The organism is Synechococcus sp. LTW-R (assembly GCF_014217875.1).
In the GTDB taxonomy this organism is placed as follows: domain Bacteria; phylum Cyanobacteriota; class Cyanobacteriia; order PCC-6307; family Cyanobiaceae; genus Vulcanococcus.
Genome location: NZ_CP059060.1, coordinates 634,815 through 653,170 on the forward strand (window position 1 = coordinate 634,815; position 18,356 = coordinate 653,170).

At 63.8% G+C, this 18,356-nt stretch carries 17 protein-coding genes; 7 read left to right on the forward strand and 10 right to left on the reverse strand.

Going from position 1 to position 18,356, the window contains the following annotated elements; all coding sequences use genetic code 11:
• The first annotated feature begins 80 nt into the window (after positions 1 to 80).
• Both coaD and H0O22_RS03605 read left to right on the forward strand, forming a co-directional pair.
• A complete protein-coding gene (coaD, locus tag H0O22_RS03600; protein WP_185187652.1) occupies positions 81 to 557 on the forward strand; it encodes a pantetheine-phosphate adenylyltransferase in 477 nt (158 codons plus the stop codon).
• A gap of 20 nt (positions 558 to 577) precedes the next feature.
• Complete coding sequence (locus H0O22_RS03605) at positions 578 to 1,516, forward strand: hypothetical protein (protein ID WP_185187653.1); 939 nt, start codon at positions 578 to 580, stop codon at positions 1,514 to 1,516.
• On the opposite strand, the gene H0O22_RS03610 is transcribed toward H0O22_RS03605, so the two are convergent.
• The 5 genes from H0O22_RS03610 to dapF all read right to left on the reverse strand — a co-directional run bounded on the left by H0O22_RS03610 (position 1,513) and on the right by dapF (position 6,360).
• Positions 1,513 to 2,772: a D-alanyl-D-alanine carboxypeptidase/D-alanyl-D-alanine-endopeptidase gene (locus tag H0O22_RS03610; protein ID WP_185187654.1), complete on the reverse strand. Its 1,260-nt coding sequence runs from the start codon at positions 2,770 to 2,772 to the stop codon at positions 1,513 to 1,515. The two genes, H0O22_RS03605 and H0O22_RS03610, sit on opposite strands and share 4 nt — an antisense overlap.
• Positions 2,773 to 2,774: 2 nt before the next feature.
• Complete coding sequence (locus H0O22_RS03615) at positions 2,775 to 3,290, reverse strand: DUF4330 domain-containing protein (protein ID WP_185187655.1); 516 nt, start codon at positions 3,288 to 3,290, stop codon at positions 2,775 to 2,777.
• Between the two features lie 62 nt (positions 3,291 to 3,352).
• Positions 3,353 to 4,042 carry a DUF1995 family protein gene (locus tag H0O22_RS03620; RefSeq protein ID WP_185187656.1) on the reverse strand — a complete coding sequence of 230 codons (690 nt, stop codon included), beginning with the start codon at positions 4,040 to 4,042 and terminating at the stop codon, positions 3,353 to 3,355.
• Between the two features lie 24 nt (positions 4,043 to 4,066).
• Complete coding sequence (locus tag H0O22_RS03625; protein ID WP_185187657.1) at positions 4,067 to 5,254, reverse strand: cysteine desulfurase family protein; 1,188 nt, start codon at positions 5,252 to 5,254, stop codon at positions 4,067 to 4,069.
• Complete coding sequence (dapF, locus tag H0O22_RS03630; RefSeq protein ID WP_185187658.1) at positions 5,251 to 6,360, reverse strand: diaminopimelate epimerase; 1,110 nt, start codon at positions 6,358 to 6,360, stop codon at positions 5,251 to 5,253. Before dapF ends, H0O22_RS03625 begins: the two co-directional genes overlap by 4 nt.
• Positions 6,361 to 6,404: 44 nt before the next feature.
• Here dapF and H0O22_RS03635 point away from each other — a divergent pair, with 44 nt between their 5' ends.
• Both H0O22_RS03635 and leuS read left to right on the forward strand, forming a co-directional pair.
• The gene (locus tag H0O22_RS03635) at positions 6,405 to 6,644 is read left to right on the forward strand and encodes a hypothetical protein (RefSeq protein ID WP_185187659.1); all 240 of its coding nucleotides are present in this window, start codon (positions 6,405 to 6,407) and stop codon (positions 6,642 to 6,644) included.
• A 42-nt stretch (positions 6,645 to 6,686) separates the two neighbouring features.
• Entirely contained in the window at positions 6,687 to 9,335 is a 2,649-nt protein-coding gene (gene leuS / locus H0O22_RS03640; protein WP_185187660.1) for a leucine--tRNA ligase, read from the forward strand.
• Positions 9,336 to 9,344: 9 nt separating this feature from the next.
• Here leuS and H0O22_RS03645 read toward each other — a convergent pair whose 3' ends face one another.
• Positions 9,345 to 10,946, reverse strand: coding sequence for a glucose-6-phosphate isomerase (locus H0O22_RS03645; RefSeq protein ID WP_185187661.1), 1,602 nt, complete (start codon positions 10,944 to 10,946; stop codon positions 9,345 to 9,347).
• Positions 10,947 to 11,281: 335 nt separating this feature from the next.
• Between H0O22_RS03645 and H0O22_RS03650 the strand changes: the two genes are divergently transcribed.
• Positions 11,282 to 11,959, forward strand: a complete 678-nt coding sequence (locus H0O22_RS03650) for a helicase DnaB (RefSeq protein ID WP_370521475.1) — start codon at positions 11,282 to 11,284, stop codon at positions 11,957 to 11,959.
• A gap of 9 nt (positions 11,960 to 11,968) precedes the next feature.
• Here H0O22_RS03650 and H0O22_RS03655 read toward each other — a convergent pair whose 3' ends face one another.
• From H0O22_RS03655 to H0O22_RS03665, 3 genes are read right to left on the reverse strand one after another with little or no spacing between them, the layout of a single operon-like run.
• Positions 11,969 to 12,811 (reverse strand): N-acetylmuramoyl-L-alanine amidase, encoded by an 843-nt coding sequence (locus H0O22_RS03655; protein ID WP_185187662.1) that lies wholly within the window; start codon positions 12,809 to 12,811, stop codon positions 11,969 to 11,971.
• Between the two features lie 2 nt (positions 12,812 to 12,813).
• Entirely contained in the window at positions 12,814 to 14,544 is a 1,731-nt protein-coding gene (locus H0O22_RS03660; protein ID WP_185187663.1) for a M61 family metallopeptidase, read from the reverse strand.
• Positions 14,545 to 14,555: 11 nt separating this feature from the next.
• Entirely contained in the window at positions 14,556 to 14,900 is a 345-nt protein-coding gene (locus H0O22_RS03665; protein ID WP_185187664.1) for a DUF1257 domain-containing protein, read from the reverse strand.
• 57 nt (positions 14,901 to 14,957) lie between these two features.
• On the opposite strand from H0O22_RS03665, the gene purN reads away from it, so the two are divergent.
• A complete protein-coding gene (gene purN / locus H0O22_RS03670) occupies positions 14,958 to 15,578 on the forward strand; it encodes a phosphoribosylglycinamide formyltransferase (protein ID WP_185187665.1) in 621 nt (206 codons plus the stop codon).
• Here purN and argC read toward each other — a convergent pair.
• On the reverse strand, positions 15,569 to 16,633 hold the full coding sequence (gene argC / locus H0O22_RS03675) for an N-acetyl-gamma-glutamyl-phosphate reductase (RefSeq protein ID WP_185187666.1): 1,065 nt from the start codon (positions 16,631 to 16,633) through the stop codon (positions 15,569 to 15,571). The two genes, purN and argC, sit on opposite strands and share 10 nt — an antisense overlap.
• 119 nt (positions 16,634 to 16,752) lie before the next feature.
• On the opposite strand from argC, the gene ribBA reads away from it, so the two are divergent.
• Complete coding sequence (gene ribBA, locus H0O22_RS03680; protein ID WP_255439548.1) at positions 16,753 to 18,342, forward strand: bifunctional 3,4-dihydroxy-2-butanone-4-phosphate synthase/GTP cyclohydrolase II; 1,590 nt, start codon at positions 16,753 to 16,755, stop codon at positions 18,340 to 18,342.
• The last annotated feature ends 14 nt before the right edge of the window (positions 18,343 to 18,356 follow it).

The window sequence follows — 18,356 nt, forward strand, 5'->3', positions numbered from 1 at the left end:
CGGGCCTTCAGAGCCCAAACTCTAGGAAGGGCAGTCCCTTTGCGGGTCGATGCCGAGGAGTGCGTTTCTAGGATCAAGGCATGAAAGCTCTGTATCCCGGCAGCTTTGATCCCCTCACCCTGGGGCATCTGGATGTGATCGAGCGGGGTGCCCATCTGTTTGACGGTCTCGTCGTGGCCGTCCTGCGCAATCCGAGCAAGAACCCCTGCTTCAGCGTGGAGCAGCGGATCGCGCAAATCCGGGGCGCGACCGCCCATCTCAAACAAATCGAGGTCGCGGCGTTCGATGGCTTGACCGTGGAATTCGCCGAGCGCTGCGGCGCCGGCGTGATCCTGCGGGGTCTCCGGGCACTGAGCGATTTCGAGTACGAATTGCAAATCGCCCACACCAACAAAAGCCTGGCCCCGGAACTGGAGACGCTGTTCCTTGCGACGGCAACGGCCCACAGCTTTCTCAGCAGTTCCGTCGTGAAGGAAGTGGCCCGTTTCGGCGGACCGGTTGGTCACATGGTCCCCACAGGAGTGGCGGAAGATCTACTGAGGCTTTTTAATCAGTAGTCTCTCCACGCACCCCGCTGATGTCCGAGACGCAGCTGACCTCCGTGCTCGACCAGCTGGATCAACTGGAGGAAGTCGTCCTGGACGGCACCCGCGTCCCCTTCAGCGGTGGACGTCTGGTGAACGAACAGGACGCCATCGAATTGATGGATGCCGTTCGGGATGCCCTCCCGACTCAGTTGGTGAAGGCCGACGAGCTCGTGGCAAAGAAGGACGAGTTCATCACCCAGGCTCGTCAAAAGGCTGACGACATCGTTGCTCAGGCCAAGCAACAGCGCGATCAACTGATCAATAGCCAGTCCATCCGCAGTGAGGCGGAACGGCAAGTCGCTGAATTGCGGGAACAGGCCCGCCAGCAGTGCGAGCAGATGATTGCCCAGGCACGCCAGCAGGTCGCCAAGACCGAACAGGAGCACCAATCGCGGCTGGCTCAACTGGAGCAGCAGTTCAGCCAGCGCCGCCAGCAGCTGGAGCAGGAGGGCCTGCAGCGCCGTCAACAACTGGACCAGGAGGCCATCGAACTCAAGCGTCAGCTCAGTGAGCAGCACGAACAGGCCCGCAAGCAGAGCTTGACGGAGCTGGAGAAAGTGCGCGTTGAGGCCCTACGCCTCCAACAGAGCAGCCAAGCGGAAGCCGAGCGCGTTCAGGGCGATGCCCTGCAGTTCCGTCAGCAGACTCAGCAGCAATGCGAGGCGCTGATCGCCCGCAGCCGTCAGGAAGCCAGCTCCATTCAGGAGGGGGCGAACCGTTACGCCGAGCAGGTCCTGGGTGAGCTGGAGGATCGTCTCCGGGAGATGGGCCAGGTGGTCGTGGCCGGCAAGCGTGAGCTGGTCAAGCTGCAAGGGGTGAACCCTGCCTCCCTGGTGCCAACCCCCGCTGCGGGCCAGCAGCAAGCAGTCCCCATTAACCGAGCTCGCCGCGCCGCCGATCGCATCCGCCGCGCCGCCGGAAACCGCTAGGGGCAAACCCCCTGGCGGGTTTGACGCAGCAATTGGCCCATCACGCTGTTCGGGGCCGCTGAGCCGTTGGAAATCATGCTGATGTAGCGGGGACCTTCGCTCGTGTTCAGCAGTCCGCTGACCGAGCGCACCCCTCGGATCGTGCCCGTCTTGCCAAAAAACTGGCCCTGAAGTTCGGTGTCATACCAATAGTTCCGCAGGGTCCCCCGCTCCCCCGCGATCGCCATCGAGGCGAAGTAGTGATCCGCCATCGGATGGTGCGCCATTCGCAGCATCAAGGCGACCAAGAGACGACTTGTCAGTCGGTTGCCGCGATCGAGACCACTACCGTCGACGACCTTGACGCCCGTCATCGGCAGGCCCTGGGCCGCGAGCCAGAGTTGTGTTCGCAGCTGACTGGTGCCCTGGTCCCAACTGCCGGTGGCCTGACGCAGGAGCACCTCAGCGGTGAAATTGTGGCTCTCGGTGTTGGCCAGGCTGAGCAGGCCATGCATGCCAATCGAGCGCTCTTCGTGGAGAAGCACCCCATTTGCCGCTGGCGGCCCCATGCCCACGGTGGTGATGACCGCCTGCCCACCCTGCCGCTTGATCTCGGCGGCCAGGAGTTGTTGGAGCCGGCTGGGGGGATCGCTCACGGCCATGGCCTTGGCGTTGCTGGTCACCGCCAAGCGGGTGATAGGTGCGCCATAGGCCTCGACCCGGTCTTCACCGGGCCACCCGCTGGGCCACCACCGTTGGGGCAGCTCCTCTTGGAGCTGGATCCGGACCAAGGCCGGGGCGGGAAAGCTGCTGCCGCCCTGGCCCATCGCCAACTTGGCGAAGCGCTGAAGTTGAGCCGTGTTGAAGTCCGGGTCTCCCTCTCCCGTCAGCAAGAGGCTTCCATCCGGCTTGCGCCAGAGCCGCGTGGTCAGGCTGTAGTCCGGGCCCAGTTGATCGAGGGCAATCGCCGTCGCCACCAGCTTCTGGTTGGACGCGGGAATTCGGGGTGTGAGGCCGTTGAGATCCGCCAAGAGACGGCCGGAGCCATCGGCCACGCTCACGCTCCAGACGTTGGACTCCGCCCCGAGGACTCGGCGCAGCCGGGACTGCAAAGCCGGACAACTGACCTGGCTTTGCAGCTGCGGGAGTCCGAGCGGCGGCGGGGCCGGCGGGAGGGCAATGGCTCTGGCGGTGGTCGGCGGTGCGGCCTGGAGAGCGGCGCAGGGAACCAGCGCCAGACCGAGCCCAAGGCTGATGCCGACGCGGAGCCCTGCCATCGTCAGGAATGACCGAGTTGCAGGCCAGAGACGGAGCCGTTGATACGGAACTCACGGCCCTCCAGCTCAATCGGCGCGCCAATCTTCAAGGTCTGATTGCCGAAGACGACACCACCGGCTCCCTTCCGCCCCTCACCCTTCAAGACAAAACGGGCATCCAGGTTGCCGAGCTGCTTCTGGTTGGGGTCGGGGGCGGTGACGACCTTGCCGTCGGCAAAGACAGCGGCCAGTTGCCGTTGGAGCGGAATCACGTCATCTACCGCGACGGACCCATGGGGTTGATTGCGGATGACGATGGCGACCTTGCCCTGTTCTTTAGCGCCGGCAATCAACGCGGCGGGATCGGCCACCGGCACATTGCGGACGTCCACGAAGACCGTGACGGGTTGAAGGCCACCGGTCGCTCGGGCGACGGCACCACTGAGTTTGGGACTCCAAACGACCCCACCGATCGCCAGCACTACGGCCGCCGCAGCTCCCGCGTCCACCAGCGAGAAACGACGCGACAACACAGGCATGGCAGAAAGGCAGCGTTCGAACTGTACGGAGACTGCGCCGCCGAAACAAGCGGTCAATTCGCCTAGTTCTGCAGTCCCTCAATCAGGCGATCGACGGCCTTCAAGCCGCGGGCGACACCACCGCCTTCGCCATCCAGGGCATCGGCCATCTGCTCGGCATCCGGTTTGGCCTCAAAGTCCTGAACGAAGCGGTAGCCATCAGGATCGCGGCGATAGAGCTGCCAGTCCTGGGGGAAAGCGCGCCTCAAGGCCCCATCACCCGTTGGAATGAGGGCGTAGGCCGACTGCCAACTGGAAAGGAACCCTTTGCGTCGCTCACGAGCCACGGTGCCGATCCCCACGGCGGCGTCTTCCAACTTGCCGTTCAGCAGAACCACGCTGCCGCGGTGCAAGGCGCAGACCGCCTCGACATCTTCATAGTCCGCAGGGGTTGGCGCCACGAGCACGAGCAAGCCATCGCTGCCGCCGTCGGCCTGCTGCAGACGTTTAATCCCGCTGAGTTCGGTGATGCCGCTGGCCTGCTCCGCGGCATCACGCTTCGCCAAGGCGGCGGCACCCGCATCGGGGAAGACCAGGCGGGCGTCGGCGTGGGTCGGCGTCAACGCAGCCAACAGCCGCAGGGCCACCGGCAGTATGCGCAGGCCCTCGAAACGAAATTCAGCGGTCCAGAAGCCCTTGGCCTGACTGGCCAAGGCCGCCGCTATCGCGTCCACGGCTTCGGCTTCAGCACGTCGCAGATCAGCGGGGAGCATCCAGGCCATGTCGTTCGGCCGACCTTAAGCAGCCGTCACCGCCGTGATGGCCCTACGCAACGCTTCTGGAACGTCCTGAAGATCAGCGTCGCTGTGCCAGTCGCCCAGGGTGAGGCGAATCCCACTGGCGCAGTCCTTCAAACCAAACCCCATCGCCTTCAGCACGAGACTCCCCGCAGAGCGACTGCTGCTGCACGCCGAACCACTGCTGATGGCAAAGCCCGAGCGGGCCATGGCCCGAACAATGGCGCGACCAGGTAACGGGCGGCCATCCGCGGCTCGGACGATCAGGCTGATGTGATTCGCCAGGCGCTGCTCAGGATCCAGCCGGGGGTCCGGCCCAGTCAACTGAAGACCCGGCTCTTGAAGCAGGGCCGACAGCAAGCGGTCGCGCAACTCCGTCATGGGATCCGCCTCGCCCCTGAAGCGAAGCGCATGCAATCGCTCCAGCGCTGCCGCGAAGCCAGCGATCAAAGCCACCGGCTCCGTGCCGGAACGCAGACCACGCTCCTGGCCGCCACCAGCCTGGATGGCCTGGAGTTGAACACCGTCTCGCACCAACAGGGCAGCGATGCCACGGGGACCGCTCAGCTTGTGGCTGGCGACACTCATCAGGTCGATCGGAAGTGCGTCGAAGGCAATGGGCCGCTGGGCCGCGACCTGAACGGCGTCCACGTGCAGCAGGACGCCGGCAGAACGGCACAGCGCTCCGATCTCCTGGATGGGCTGCAGCGCCCCCACTTCGCTTTGCCCCCAGATCAACGACACCAGCTGGGTTGGCCGTGTCAGGAGCGAACCCAGGGCCCCGAGATCGATCAGCCCCCCGCAATCAACAGGAATTCTCTCCACCGTCCAGCCCAGGCGTTGCAACTGCAACGCAGCCGCTTCGCTGGCGGGATGTTCCACGGCGGAGAGCAACAGCCGTGGCGGGGTGCCCTGCTGGTCAGCGATCGCGCCGATGCTTCCGAGAAGCGCGAGGTGGATGGATTCGGACCCCCCCGACGTGAACACCACCTGCCCGCTGCAACCCAGCAAGCTGGCGATCTGATCACGGCTGCGCTCCAGTTGTTCGGCCGCCGCCAGACCAAAGCCATGCAGGCTCGAGGGGTTGGCCCAAGCCTCTCGCTCGACCCGTTGGATCTCCGCCTGCACCTCTGGCGCCACCGGCGTGGTGGCTGCGCAATCGAGGTATCGGCGTAGATCCAAGCTCATGTCTCCCGCTCGAAACGCGCCCGTGTGCGCGACTCCAACGAATTGGTCGCGATCGTCACCAGGTCATCCAGCGACGTGCTGTCGAGCAGGGCCGCCACCTTGGCCCGGGCCGCTTCGCTCGGGCAATTCTCAGGCTGGATGCAGCCGTTGGCGCAAACGGTGGCGCAGTCAATGCGGCCGTCACTGGTCGGCGTGGCCTGGGGTTGCTCCTGGACTGGGGCGATGGCTTGCTGACGGGCAGCGGCGACCGCCTCGGGGGACGGGATCGATCCGTCAAAGACATGCTCCGCGGGACCATCCATAAAGACCTTGCCGCTGATGGCATCCCAATGGATCTGGAGCGGGCCGCCGGGGAGATCCAGGCGGGCCGTTCGTTCCGCGAGGCCGAGACGATGACAGGCCACCAAGGTCGCGCAGGCTCCGGTGCCGCAGGCGAGGGTCGGGCCCGCACCCCGTTCCCAGACCCGCATCACGAGATGAGAGGGCGAGAGCACCTCCACAAAATGCACGTTGGTTTTGGCGGGGAAGGCCGGGTGCACCTCCAGCTGGCTGCCGAAGCGGTCGAGGTCGATCTCATCGACGGCATCCACCGGCACCACTACATGGGGGTTCCCCATGCCAGCGGCGGCCACGGCAAAGCGCTCGCCGTCAATCTCGAGCTCACCGACCGGGAGCCCCGCCTCCCCGACCTCCAGCGTTGTGGGGATCGCGCTCGGCTCCAGGAAGGGAGCCCCCATATCCACGCGGATCGTTCCGTCGGGAAGTAGTTCAGGGACGATGCGCCCAGCCAGGGTGTCCACCTGCCAGGTGCGGCCAGGTCCATCGCCATCGCAATCCGCCAGGAAGCGTGCCAGACAGCGGATCCCATTGCCGCACATCTCGGGCTCGGTGCCATCGGCATTGAAGATGCGCATGCGCAGCTCGCCGCCGGCATTCGGCGGCAAGGCCAAGATCACGCCATCGCCACCGACACCAAAACGACGGTCGCAGAGCTGAACGACCAGCTCCGGTGTCAAACCAAACAGAAAGTCGGTCTCGCCTGATTGACGCCCGTCGAGCATCAAAAAGTCGTTACCAAGCCCTTGGTACTTGCTGAATTGGAACACGCGCGACAGCCTGTTGATGCAGGCTCACCAGTGCGTTCGATCCTATGGGGAGCAGTCCAGACAGGCGGTCAGCGGACCTCGACACGTCTCAACCCGGGGTGCGCCAAATCCAGGCCTGGATTCGAGCGGAGCTTCCCCTGTCGCTTCAACTGAGCAATGGCAGCAACTTGAGCGGCCGTCCGCTCTGGATCGACCCCTGTTTTTTGGCAGTGGAACCGGAACCGGGGGCATCGCCTGTGCTCATCAACCGGGACGCCATTGTTCTGCTGCGTTCCTTGGCTTAACAGCAGCTATGGGAGCATCACTGCTCTACTCCCGATCCGTCCGTGAGCGAGTCCAGCCGCTACCAACCCCAGGCCACGGAGGCCGGCTGGCAACGGGCCTGGAAGGCGAATGGGCTGCACAGCACCCCTGAGGTCAAGGCAGGCGATGACGCCTTCTATGCCCTCTCGATGTTCCCCTACCCCTCGGGGAACCTGCACATGGGTCACGTGCGGAACTACGTGATCACGGACGTGGTCGCCCGGGTTCAACGCCTACGCGGAAAAAAAGTCCTCCATCCAATGGGATGGGACGCCTTTGGTTTGCCCGCGGAGAACGCAGCAATCGAACGGGGTGTCGACCCAGGGGCCTGGACGGACCAAAACATCGCGTCCATGCGCGATCAGCTGGATCAACTCGGGCTCTCGATCGACTGGGAGCGCGAGCTGGCGACTTGCCACGCTGACTACTACCGCTGGACCCAGTGGCTGTTCCTTCAATTCCTTGAGGCCGGCCTGGCCTATCAGAAGGACGCCACCGTCAATTGGGACCCCATTGACCAGACCGTGCTCGCCAATGAGCAGGTGGACAGCGAAAGCCGTTCCTGGCGTTCCGGCGCGTTGGTGGAGAAGCGCAAGCTGCGTCAGTGGTTCCTGAAGATCACCGACTACGCCCAACAGTTGTTGGATGACCTCCCGAAATTGGAGGGTTGGCCCGAACGGGTCCGCACGATGCAGGCCAACTGGATCGGCCGCAGCACCGGTGCTGAGCTCCAATTCACGGTCGTCGATGCAAACGGTCAGGACACGGATGAACGGGTCACCGTGTTCACCACCCGACCGGACACCCTGTTTGGGGCGAGCTATGTCGTGCTGGCTCCAGAGCACCCCTTGGTGGCGGGTCTGACCAGCGCAGCCCACCAGACGGAAGTTGAGGCCTTCTGCGACTTGGTCTCGCGTCAGAGCGAACAGGAGCGCACCGCGGAGGACAAACCCAAGCGCGGCGTTGCGATTGGCTCTCAGGTGCGTAACCCCGCCAATGGCGAACTGCTCCCGATCTGGATTGCTGACTACGTCCTGTCGGAGTACGGCACCGGGGCCGTGATGGGTGTGCCTGCCCATGACCAGCGGGACTTCCTCTTCGCTCGTCAGTACGAACTGCCGGTCAAGCAGGTGATCATTCCTGAGGGCAGTGATGAACATGCCTTCGAAGGAGGTGCCTGGACCGAGTCCGGAGTCTTGATCCACTCCGGTGATTTCGATGGCTTAACCAACGAGGCCGCGAAAGCCGCCATCACCAAGGCCGGCGAAGCGGACGGCTGGGCGAGGGAGAAGGTGCAGTTCCGCCTCAGGGACTGGTTGATCTCCAGGCAGCGCTACTGGGGTTGTCCCATCCCGGTGATCCACTGCGACAGCTGCGGCGTCGTTCCGGTTCCCAGCGAACAGCTGCCCGTCGAGCTTCCCCGTGATGTCGCCTTCAGCGGCAAGGGTGGCTCACCGCTGGCCCAGCTTGACCAATGGGTCAATGTCGATTGCCCCTGCTGCGGCAAACCGGCCCGCCGGGAGACCGACACCATGGACACCTTCATGTGTTCCAGCTGGTATTTCCTGCGCTACAGCGACGCCAAGAACAGTCAGCTGCCCTTTGCCAAGGAGGCCGTTGATCAATGGCTGCCGGTCGACCAGTACGTCGGTGGCATTGAGCACGCGATCCTTCACCTGCTCTACTCGCGCTTCTTCACCAAAGTCCTGAGGGACCGAGGTCTCCTCGGATTCGACGAGCCCTTCCAACGGCTCCTGACCCAGGGCATGGTCCAGGGCATTACCTACAAGAACCCGAAGACCGGCAAATACATCCCACCGTCGGAGGTGGCCGATGCCACCGATCCCCGGGACCCCCTCACCGGTGATGCCCTGGATACCTTCTTCGAGAAGATGTCCAAGTCCAAGTACAACGGTGTCGATCCCGCCGTCGTCATCGACAAGTACGGCGCGGACACCGCGCGGATGTTCATCCTCTTCAAGGCTCCGCCTGAAAAGGATCTCGAGTGGGATGACGCGGATGTGGAAGGCCAATTCCGTTTCCTGCAACGGATCTGGCGTCTGGCGGATGCGGCCCTCGAACGGGGTCTGAGCCTGGCCGGGGATGCCGGCTCCACGGCAGCCGTCGCCGCGGCTCTCGGATCGGGTCCAGCGCTCTCGCCGGCCGACCAGGAGCTACGGCGCGCCGTCCACACTGCGATTCACGAGGTGACCGAAGACCTCGATGGAGACGTTCAGTTCAATACGGCGGTCTCCGAACTGATGAAGCTCAGCAATGCCATGGGCACGCACCTGGCGGGCAGTGCTGATGTTTTTGCCTGTGAGGCCCTGCGCACCCTCTTGATTTTGCTGGCTCCTTTCGCACCTCACATAGCCGAGGAGCTCTGGCTGAAGCTCGGAGGACGCAGCGAGGGCGACAGCCTGGCTGAGACCAGCATTCACACCCAGACCTGGCCGCAGAGCGACGCCTCGGCGTTGGTCCGCGACACGGTTCCCCTGGTGATCCAAATCAAGGGCAAGGTGCGCGGCAACCTCGAGGTGCCCGCGGATGCCGACAAGGCCACCCTCGAGAAGCTGACCCTTGAGAGTGAGATCGCGGCGAAATGGCTCGAGGGCAAGGCCCCCAGCCGGGTCATCGTCGTTCCAGGAAAGCTGGTGAACCTGGTCCCCTAAGGGCCCTGCTCAGTCGTGGATGAAGACCAGGGACTCGGGGTTGCCCCATTCCCCTTGCGCTGAGATGTGGCGGCGGTTGGCACAGAGGTGGCGCAGGATCCAATAGAGGGGCTCTGCCGTCTCGAGATCCAACTTGCTTTGAAGCTCCACCAGGGTGTGTTCGCGTTGGTCGGCCATAACCATCTCGAGCCTGGACTGGAGATCCAGGAGAGCCGCGGCAGCCTTCTTGCCGGCCTCGACGCCGGGCTGGTGGTAGGCGTTCACATTGACGAGCTCGCCATAGAAGCCAACGGCCCGTTCAAAGAGGGCGATCAACGCCCCCAAGCTGTGGGCATTGAGGCGCTGCATGGTGATGCTCAAGTTGAAGCGCCCTTCCTCGGTCAGGGCGGAGCGGGTGCCCTGCAGGAAGCCATCCAGGAAGTCCCCAGGGTTCTCCCCCTCGAGGGGCGGGATATCACCGGGATCCTCGAGGACCTCCACAAAGGTCACGAAGAAATTGTCCACGCCATCACGCAGCTGCTGGACATAGGCGTGTTGATCGGTTGAGCCCTTGTTGCCGTAGACGGCGATGCCTTGGTGGACGACTTGGCCATTGCGGTCGAGCTTCTTGCCGAGGCTCTCCATGACCAACTGCTGGAGATAGCGGCTGAACACCTCCAGCCGGTCGCGGTAGGGCAAGACCACCATGTCGCGCTGCCCCTTTCCGCCACAGGCGGAGTACCAAGCGGCGGCGAGGAGCGCCGCCGGGTTGTTATCGAAATCGCCAACGCGCGTGACCGCATCCATCTGGGCGGCACCGGCGAGGAACTCGCGGATGTCAGAACCGATCAGGACCCCAGGGAGCAAACCCACGGCACTGGTGATGCTCGTGCGACCACCGACCCAATCGAACATGTCGAAGCGGGCCAACCAGACGGCATCTTTGGCTTCGCGGTCGAGCTTGCTGTCGACCATGGTCACGGCCACGGCCTGCTGGGACCAGCTGCCGCCCGCGGCTTCAACGGCCCGGCGCGCCTGGAGCATGCCGATGTGGGGTTCAGGGGTGCCGCCGGATTTGCTGACGACGATCACGAGGGTGGTCTTTAGGCGCGAGCCAATGGACGCCAAGGTGCGGCGCATCCCATCGGGATCGACGTTGTCGAAGAAGTGGAACGGCAGGCCGGCACCCGGGTCCTGAAGGGCACGGATCATCAGCAAGGGACCGAGACCCGAGCCACCGATGCCAATCCATAGGACGTCGGTGAAGGCGTCACCGGACGCATTGCCAATGGCACCGCTCAGGACGTCACGGCCAAAGGATTCGATCCGATCCACCTCGGCCTGGATGTGGACACCGCTGGCGGGATCCGGAGCGAGCTGGGGTGAGCGCAGCCAATAGTGACCGACTTGCCGATGCTCATCCGCGTTGGCAATCGCACCGGACTCCAGGGCTGCCATCGCCTGGAATGCGGAATCAAAGCGGGGCTTGAGGGACGTCATTGTGGGCTCATCAAGGCCCATTCGACTGACGTCCAACCAGAAGCCGAGCTCAGGGTTGTGCCAAATCTGACGACAGAACCTCTGCCACTGGCTTGCGGGATCCAGAGCGGGGGCAGAGGGGTGAGAAGACATCAGGCCGAAGTGGGGCGCACCACAGCTCGAACCTATCCGCGAAATCCAATCAGGGATACCCTTTTTGGCCTTTTCGATGAATTACCACGAGTCCAGGCCGCGACTGTGTGGACTCACACATCAATCCGTTCGGGAAGCTGTCAGAGCCAGGAGGCGGGATTAGGTTAAAAGCAGGTTCAGTAAGGTTTCTGGCTCCCTTCAAGCGCCACGGTCAGCAGCTCCGACGGCACCGCAGTCGCCGCAATCTCTGGGCGTGGTTTGGAGCGGCGTCGACGGCCCTAGCCAGCCTGGCCGCCTACCCGTTGATTCAGTCCAGCTTGAAGCCGGGCCCGAGCGTGGCCGTCGATCGCGTCGACAGCAGCAGCCATTCGGATCCCACCAGCTTTAGCCCCGAAGAACTGCAGGAGCTCCAACGCCGTTTTGGCGTCCACGGGCCCCAGCCGCCCCTGGCGCGCCTGTTCACGAAAGGGGTCGATCAATTCACCCCCCTGCGGAACCACACGGTGACGCGGCTGCAGTCCCTCCAGCCGGTCATTCAGCAGCAGAGCCGTCGCACCGGCCTCAACCCGATGCTGCTGGCGGCCATCTTGTTTGACGAGATGCAGCACGCCAAACCCGGTGAAGACCACCCATTAGCAGCCCATTCCGGTCTGTTCAGCACCCACGGCCCTGCGCAGTTGGGCCTCAGTGAAATGGAAAAGCAGGGCCTGCTGCGGCCCAATGCCAGTGCGGAGGAAATCCAAGAGGCTCGCAATCAGTTGCTGGATCCCGATCGCAACGTTGAAATGCTCGCCGGAAAGATGATACGGCTCTTGAAGCTGCTTGAGCGCGACGTCAGTGAGACCAAAAACGTCAGCCGCTCCCATCAACACGCCAAAACAGTGGCGACTCTGGCCTATTTACACAACGGCAAACTGGACTACCCCGCCCGGATCCTGCGATACATGCAGGATCCCGAACTGCATGGCCTGGTTTATGGCCGCCAGCGCAAACCCGTCTCGCCGCTGATCTAGACGCGTTCACTAACAGAGCACGCCAAGGGCCGCGAGCCGCTGCTGCAGAGCCTGCCAATTGAAACTGCGGGGATCGGCACGCTCTGCGCCGAGATCCACATGGCGATGGGTCGTGATCCGCTCTTTGGGGATGTGATACCGCTTCATCCAGTCCGCCAGGACAACAGCCAGGGAGTCGTACTGCGCTGAGCTGTAGCCACTGTGGCTCTCTGCGTTGTTCTCACCATCCAGTGGGGTTTCCAGGCTCAGATGCAGCGCAAAATTGTTGATTGATCCAGGCAACTCGGGGTTCAAAACAGCCCACTCACCGTTAAAGGCTGAATAGCCCGCTCCGTAGGCGCGGAAGCGCGGATGCAGCGCCTCGACGACCTCACCGTTCTCGCCAATCAAGAGGTGATAACTGACCTGATCCTCATCCCTGGGGTTGTACTTGATGAAGGTATTCAGCGCGGACTGCAGCCCGAAGACCGTCTCATGCAGCACAACAAGCGTTGGAGTCGTGGCAAGTGGATTGCCAAACGCATCATGCGCATCGCGCTGGGCGTAATTGGAGGGATCAATCCGCACCCGCTTCAGGTTCGTCGCGTAGCCCTCTTGCTGGGCCTTCATTCGCGCGACGAGCGCCCGGTCAGTGACCGCGCACTGATTTGACAGTGGAGTACTCCAAGCGGCCTGGGCGGGTGGCAGCGGAGCGGGCCGGGCATTCGGCAGCGGAGCGGATACATGAACCGAACGCTGGCTGTCCCGTTGCCAAAGCGGAACCAACGCCGTAGCCGCTAACGCAACCAAGGCCAAGCCCAGGGCCCGCCGGGACGGATGCCTAAGGGGTTGCTCCGGGACGAGGCGGACCATGGCTAGCCCGCGCGCTGTTGCAACCAGGCCTCCTGGGCCGCCTGCTGTGCGGCACTCACGGTCGCCACCGGGGCGAGCACATATCGCTTCGGATGGGGCGGAGCGCTGCAGAGCGTCAGCTCCCGCAGGGCTGAGCGACGGGCCATGAGCAGAGGTTGGTTCTGCTCCGCCTGAAGCAGTGCTGGGATCTGATCGGGCTGGGTCAGCCGCTGACCCGCCAGGCCAATCAGTTCATCACCCACCATCAGGCCAGCCCGTTCAGCTGGGCTATGGCGCTGCACACGCTGCACAACCAGTCGTCCAGCGTCCTGCCGCGTGGTCATCCCCGTCCATGGATGGCTGGACATCTCCGGCTCCAACGCCAGGCCTACATCCAACAGGTAGCCAGAACAATCCGGATCGTCGACATCCGTCAACCAGCGCCCCAGAAGGGCAGCGAGACCGGGAACCTCGGCCTCGAAAGCAGCGAAGAGATCCGCTTCCTGATAGCCGCGGCGATGACGCCCGTGGCTCTGCCAAAGGCTGCGCATGACCGTGGCCAGCGAACTGTGATGGCGCCTCAGGTGCAGGTCCAGGCAAAGCGAGACCACAGCTCCCTTGAGGTAGTAGCTGATCTGACTACTGGCGGAGTAGGCATCCGCCTTGTAGAGCTTGACCCAGGCTTCCTCGCTGCTCTCACGGAGGGTCTGCACCTGACGCCCTGGACTCAGGAGGTAGCGGCTGAGATCCTCACCAAGATCCTTGAAATAGTCCCCAGCGGCGGTCAACCCGGCCTGTAGGGGCAGGAGCTGGTCGAGGTAACTGGTGACCCCTTCGGCGAACCACAGGGTGGGAATCACTGTGGCGCGCTGGTAGTCAATCGGTCGCAGCTCCGCTGGGGTTAGGCGACGGACGTTCCACTGGTGGAAGTACTCATGGGCGATCAGCTGCAGGAGCTTCCGGTAGCCGTTCTCCGCTTCTAGGTTCCGGCGGCCGTAGACGAGAACGGTGCTGTCGTCGTGCTCAAGACCGCCGTAACCCTCATCCAGCAGATGCAGGATGAAGAGATAGTCCGAACTGGCGGGAACGCTTTGCCCCATCAGTCGGCAACAGGCCCTACAGATCTGTTCGACGTCGTTGAAAAACTCCGGGTGCCGGCCGACGAACCACGCTTCGGTGGCGGGGTCGGCAAACCAGGTGACCCAACGATGGGGTACGCCGTGAACCGCGAAACGGTGCTCCTGATGGGGCCCCGCTTCGATCGGACTGTCGATGAGGTGATCCAGGTCCGAAGCCAGCCATGCCCCCGTGGGTTCCTGCGGTAGAGGAACAAAGGCACTCCAGTTCTGGGGCAGATGGCAACGCAGCTGGTGGGGGTGCCAGCGCTTCCCCTCCACCTCAAGAACAACGGCGGCCAACGCCAAAAAGCCATGGTCCTGGTCCATATGGCAGGTGCGGACCGTCAGCTCCGTGGCCATGACCGCATAGGTGATCGTTACCGGACCGCCGGCGGGATCGGCCTCCAAACACCAACTGGCCGGATCAGTCCGCGTGATCGACAGGGCTTGGCCCAGCTGGTGGGCCTTCAACCCCTCCAGCTGTTTGACGTAATCACGGATTAGGTACGAGCCCGGGGTCCAGCCCGGAAGCGAGACCCGTTGTTTCTGGTGGGGAGCCTCAAAACTGAGCTGGACGCCCACGAGATGACTCTGAGGGTTGCTCAGATCAAGTTGGACCTGAACCGTTCCAGTCATCGTTGTTGGCTTCAGCTGATCAATTCAACGGAAGCGCTGGAGAGCTCCGTGGCTGCCGCTTCCAGTGCCCGTAGGGCGGCATAGGTCCGCGTGATTTGGCCCACCAGTTGCTGGACCGAATGGGAGCGGCCGAGGCGTTGCAGATCCCCGACCAGCGCCAAGCTGCCGTCGCTGTGGCGCGTCCATCCCAACTGCTGTTCTGGAGTGACCTGAACCCACAGGGTGACGGGTTCCCGTTGATCCGCAAAGCCCTGGAGATGCCCTCCCCAATGGACCGTGTAGCCGAGCTCCTCGAGGGCCTGAGCGAGGAGCCGCTCGTCCTGGAGGACCGTTGGCAGGATGGAGAGATGGGACATGGCCAGGACTCCACTTTTTCCGACCCTAGCGGGGGTGATCTGGCAGTCCAGTGGCCGATGCCACCAGCGCAGCTCATCGTCACCGAGCGACGCCTCCGCCTGGGGGTGATGGCCTCGGGATCCGGCAGCAATTTCGAGGCCCTGGTTGAGGCCTGCCAAACGGGTCGCCTTGGCGCCGAGGTCGAGCTCTTGATCGTCAACAACCCGAACGCCGGGGCCCTGAAGCGGGCCGAGCGTCTCGGGATTCAGTCCCAGCTATTGGACCATCGGCTCTATGGGTCCAGGCAGGAGCTGGATCAGGCGCTGGTGACCCGCTTCCAAGCGGCCCAGGTCGACCTGGTGGTCATGGCCGGTTGGATGCGGATTGTGACCGAGACGTTGATTCAGGCCTACCCCGAGCGGCTGATCAACATTCACCCCTCGCTCCTACCCAGCTTTCGAGGGGCCAAGGCCATCCGCCAAGCCCTGGAGGCGGGCGTCAAGCTGACCGGCTGCACGGCCCACCTCGTGGAGTTGGAGGTGGACACAGGACCGGTGCTCGTTCAGGCGGCGGTGCCGGTGCTGCCAGGGGACAGTGAGGCGAGCCTGTCGGAGCGCATTCATCGCCAGGAGCACCGGATCCTGCCGCTGGCGGTGCAGCTCGCCGCCGAACGGATCGGCCTTCTCGATCAGGGGTAGAAGGGCAGCAGGGGAAGCCCGGTTTCTGCGGGCAAACCCGCCATCAGATTCAGGCACTGGACTCCCTGTCCGGCCTGTCCTTTGACCATGTTGTCGATCGCACTCATCACGATCAACTGCCCGGTGCGCGGGTCGACCTGGACCGAGAGCAAGGCCTTGTTGGTTTGACGCACCCACTTGGTTGAGGGATAGGTGCCGGCAGGCAGCACCTGAACGCAAGGGGCATGGCGATAGGCCGCCTCGAGGAGCGTCGTGCAGTCCTCAGCCGTCAGACCGGGATCCCGCAGCCGGCCATAGACCGTCGCCAGGAGGCCCCGGACCATCGGCGTCAGGTGCGGCGTGAACTGCAGCTGAATGTTGGTTCCGGCCGCACGACCGCAGAGCTGCTCGATCTCGCTGGTGTGGCGATGGCCGACGACGCCATAGGGCGAGATGCCTTCCGAGGCCTCGGCGAGCAGGAGATGCTCCTTCGCCGCCCGTCCGCCGCCACTGGTGCCCGTTTTGGCGTCAATGATGATCCCGCTGGTCTCGATCAGCCCCTGCTTCAAAAAGGGCGTCAACGCCAACAGGCTCGCCGTCGGGAAACAACCCGGGGCTGCCACCAAGCGCGCCTGGGCGATCTTCTCCTGCTCCCATTCCACCAAGCCATAGACGGCTTCCTGGCACAAGGCGGCGTCCTCGCGGGGGAACTCGCGGGCCTCTGAGGCGTAGACCTCCTTCCACTGCTCCAGGGAGCTGTAGCGGTAGTCGGCCGACAGATCCACCACCTTGACCCCCCGCTCAAGCAGCGCAGGCGCCAGGCGTGAGGCCAGGCCATTGGGGAGGCTCAACAGCGCAAAGTCAGCCGCCTCGGCAATGGCATCCACCTGGGGGCTCTGCACCACGGGGTCACCCGGGAGGGGCAAGAACGGTGTGAGCTGACTCCAACGCTTGCCGCTGCTGCGTTCCCCACCGAGGAAGCTGACGCTGAATTGGGGATGCCCCTGAAGCAGCCGGAGCGTCTGCAGACCGCCGTAGCCCGAGGCCCCGATCACGGCGACGCGCTGACTTGCCATGGCTTGCACAGGGGAACGACGAATCGTACCGGGCTTTATAAAAGTGTCAGTCCACCTGGCCGTAGGGCCCGCCTTCCCTGAACCAGCCCCTGACCCAGGACGCATTTCACTTCGATTCCATCGCGGACGGTCTGGCCGCGATCCGCAATGGCGAGATGGTCGTGGTGGTGGACGACGAGAACCGCGAAAACGAAGGCGATCTGATTTGCGCCGCTCAGTTCGCCACCCCTGAGCAGATCAATTTCATGGCCACCGAAGCCCGGGGCCTGATCTGCCTGGCCATGGAAGGGGAGCGGCTTGATGAGCTGGATCTGCCCTTGATGGTGGATCGCAACACCGACAGCAACCAGACGGCCTTCACGGTCAGTGTGGATGCCGGCCCCGAGAACGGGGTGTCGACGGGGATTTCCGCAGAAGACCGGGCCCGCACGATCCAAGTGGCCATCCACCCAGACACCCGCCCCAACGACCTAAGGCGTCCGGGTCACATCTTCCCGCTGCGGGCCAAGCAGGGGGGCGTCCTCAAGCGTGCCGGCCACACCGAGGCCGCCGTCGACCTGGCTCGGATGGCAGGGCTCTACCCAGCGGGCGTCATTTGCGAGATCCAGAACGCCGACGGGTCCATGGCCCGATTCCCGCAACTGGCGGAGTACGCGCAGCTCCACGGCCTGCGCTTCATCAACATCGCCGATCTGATTCGCTACCGCCTCGATACGGAGCGCTTTGTGCGCCGGCAGGCCGAAGCGATGTTGCCCAGCGCCTTCGGTCAATTCCGTGCCATCGGCTATCGCAATGAACTCGATGGCTCCGACCACGTCGCCATCGTCAAGGGCAATCCTGAACAGTCCTCGGGTCCCGTCCTGGTGCGGGTACACAGCGAATGTCTCACCGGCGATGCCTTCGGCTCCTTGCGCTGTGATTGCCGCCCGCAACTGGAGTCAGCCCTGCGGATGATCGAGGAGGCCGGCGAGGGCGTCGTTGTTTACCTGCGGCAAGAGGGCCGTGGCATCGGCCTGATCAACAAGTTGAAGGCCTATTCACTGCAGGACGGCGGCCTGGACACCGTCGAAGCCAATGAGCGCCTTGGATTCCCCGCCGATCTGCGCAACTACGGCGTGGGGGCACAGATCCTCAGTGATTTGGGCATTCACCGGCTGAAGTTGATCACCAATAACCCGCGCAAAATCGCCGGTCTCGGGGGTTACGGCCTCGAAGTGGTCGACAGGGTTCCGCTGGTCATGGATCCAGGCCAACACAACGTCAATTACCTGCAAACCAAGCAGGCCAAATTGGGGCACCTGATGGACACCGGAGCTACCCATGGCCCCGCGGCCGTCCTGGCCTGGAAGCCGAGCTCTGGCCATGACGAAGCGACGAGCGCGACCCTCTTTCAAGAACTCTCCAGCTGGGCCGATCAGCAGGGGCTCGACCTGGAGCGCGAAGAGCACTCCCGGGTGCTGGCGCTGATGGATCAACCGGAGCTCGCGGTGCTCGTCAGCGGAGGGACCGCGGAGTCACTGCAGCACATTCTCAAGAGGATGTCGGCATGGCCCCAGACGCAAAGCGTGAGCCTGCTGCTCGCTCCTGATGCCCAGCGCAGCTCACACCCCAGCAACACCCTGGAGGCGCAGCGACGTCCCCTGCAGGAATTGCAGTCGGGCCATGCGGGTGTCCCCCTCGAAAGCGGAGCCCTGCTGCGCTGGTGTTAAGCGCAACAGGGCTC